This is a genomic window from Paraclostridium benzoelyticum, from assembly GCF_001006285.1.
In the GTDB taxonomy this organism is placed as follows: Bacteria; Bacillota; Clostridia; order Peptostreptococcales; family Peptostreptococcaceae; genus Paraclostridium; species Paraclostridium benzoelyticum.
This window is the reverse complement of the sequence record NZ_LBBT01000316.1, coordinates 1-2,404: the sequence shown is the minus strand read 5'-3', so window position 1 is coordinate 2,404 and position 2,404 is coordinate 1. Positions and strand designations below refer to the sequence as shown.

Below are 2,404 nucleotides of genomic sequence, written 5' to 3'. Positions count from 1 at the left end.
TATATAACTATTACAATTACCTATAATTAATAAATTGTAAATCATTATAAAAATCAAAAAGGCCTATACATTTAGTATAGGCCTTTTTTTTGCATTTATTTATTATCTATCTAATTTTAGGTAAGCTTCTAATCCTTCTTTTAATATCTTAGCTGCTTTTGATAAGTCTTCTTTATTTAATATATAAGCAAGTCTTATCTCGTCAACTCCAAGACCTTTAGTTTTATAGAATCCTTCAGCAGGACAAGGCATTACTGTCTCTCCATCGATTTCAAAATCGCTTAGCATCCATTTAACAAAATCATCAGCGCTCTTAACTGGTAACTTAGCTACTATATAGAATGCTCCTGTTGGCTTTTTACATATAACACCAGGAACCTTTACAAGTTCATTGTATAAAACATCTCTTCTTTCTCTATACTCTTCATTTACTTCTGTTAAGTAAGAATTTGGAGTTTTGTAAAGTTCTACTGCTCCAATTTGTTCTAATGTAGGAACTGATAATCTAGCTTGACAAAGCTTTAATATTTCACCCATAAATTCTTTGTTTTTAGAAGCTAAAGAACCTATTCTAGATCCACATGCACTATATCTTTTAGATACACTATCTACTATTATAACTCTATCTTCTACTTCTTTAACATTTCCTAAACTAGTGTAGTCTCCCTCATATACAAACTCTCTATAGACTTCATCTGCTATTATCCATAAATCATGTTCTCTAGCTATATCAGATATCATGTTTATTTCTTCTTTAGTGTAAACTACTCCACTTGGGTTTCCTGGGTTTGAGAATAATATAGCACGAGTGTTTCCATCTATCTTAGATACGATTTCCTCTTTAGAAGGTAAGTGGAATCCGTTTTCAGCAAAAGTAGTTATTGGCTTGATTTCAACTCCAACTGCATTTGCAAAACTATTATAGTTTGAATAGAATGGTTCAGGTACTAATATGTTCTCTCCTTCATTACATATAGTTAACATTGTAAAGAATAAAGCTTCACTACCACCGTTTAATATTAATATATCTTCTAAATCAAAGTTTATATCATATTCTCTGTAGTATTTTTGTATAGCTTCTCTAAGTTCATGTAAACCTTCTGATAAAGCATACTCTAAAACTTCTTCTTTGTTGTTAGCTATTGCTTCGAAAAAGTTTTCCGGAGTTTTAATATCTGGTTGCCCTATATTTAAATGATATACTTTTTTCCCTTGTTTTTTAGCTTGTGCTGCATAAGTTAATAGCTCCATTATAGTTGAAGCTTCTACTGATTTTATTCTTGAAGAAAATTTCATATTTTTGCCTCCTAATTGTCCCTTTAATTGTATTGATGTATGTGGTATACAATATTTCTTCTTTACCCATATTCTAACATATTAAAACAAATTAGTTAAACGTTTTTTTCAGATATTAAAAAGTTATTATTTTCTGTATTTTAAGTAAATTTCATAAACTATTGAAAATTACTCAATCTAAGTATATATTATTTACATAAGTTGTGAAAACAATTACATAAAATTTAATATTTAGGAGGGCATTTATGACAAACTTAGTTAATGCTAAATGGTTAAAAGAAAATTTAAATAATGAAAACCTAGTTATTGTCGATTGCAGATTTGACTTAATGGATAAAGAATATGGTAAAAAAAGTTATGAAAAAAATCATATAAAAGGTGCAGTTAGAATTGACCTAGAAACTGAATTATCTAGTAAAGTTCAAGAACACGGAGGTAGACATCCACTTCCTACTGTGGACGAATTAAAAAGTACTTTTGAAAACTTAGGCATAAATAATGATTCAGTAGTTGTTTGCTATGATGAAGGAGATTTAGCTGGGCCATCTAGACTATGGTGGACTTTAAAGTATCTAGGTCATGATAAGGTATATGTTTTAGACGGTGGAATAAATGCATTCATTGAAATTGGCGGAGATACTAATAATGAAGTTCCTACAGTTTCTAAAAATGGAGAGTTTGTAGTTGATATAAATGATTCAATGAGAGTTGATATGAACTATGTAAAAGAAAGATTGTATAAAGATAGCGTTGCTATAATAGACTCTAGAGAACATAAAAGATACTTAGGTGAATTTGAACCTGTAGATAGAAAAGCTGGTCATATTCCTAGTGCAATGAATTATTTCTGGATGGATATATTAGAAAAAAATGGTGATAGCGTAAATATAAAATCTGTAGAAGATTTAAAAAAACATTTTGAAAAGTTAAATAAATTTGACGAAGTAATAGTTTATTGCGGATCTGGTATAACTGCTTGTCCTAACAGTTTAGCACTTAGCGAAAGCGGAATAAAGCATAAAGTTTACTCTGGAAGTTTTAGTGATTGGGTAAGCTATGATGATAATGATGTAAATACTACAGTTCAATAATAAAAATAAAAAGGATG

2 protein-coding genes are annotated in these 2,404 nt (G+C 29.3%); one reads left to right on the top strand and one right to left on the bottom strand.

Annotated features, from left to right (window positions below; translation table 11 throughout):
- Positions 1–102 precede the first annotated feature (102 nt).
- The gene (locus VN21_RS15475; protein WP_046824046.1) at positions 103–1,296 is read right to left on the bottom strand and encodes a pyridoxal phosphate-dependent aminotransferase; all 1,194 of its coding nucleotides are present in this window, start codon (positions 1,294–1,296) and stop codon (positions 103–105) included.
- Positions 1,297–1,541: 245 nt separating this feature from the next.
- Here VN21_RS15475 and VN21_RS15470 point away from each other — a divergent pair, with 245 nt between their 5' ends.
- Positions 1,542–2,387, top strand: a complete 846-nt coding sequence (locus VN21_RS15470; RefSeq protein WP_046823120.1) for a sulfurtransferase — start codon at positions 1,542–1,544, stop codon at positions 2,385–2,387.
- Positions 2,388–2,404 lie beyond the last annotated feature (17 nt).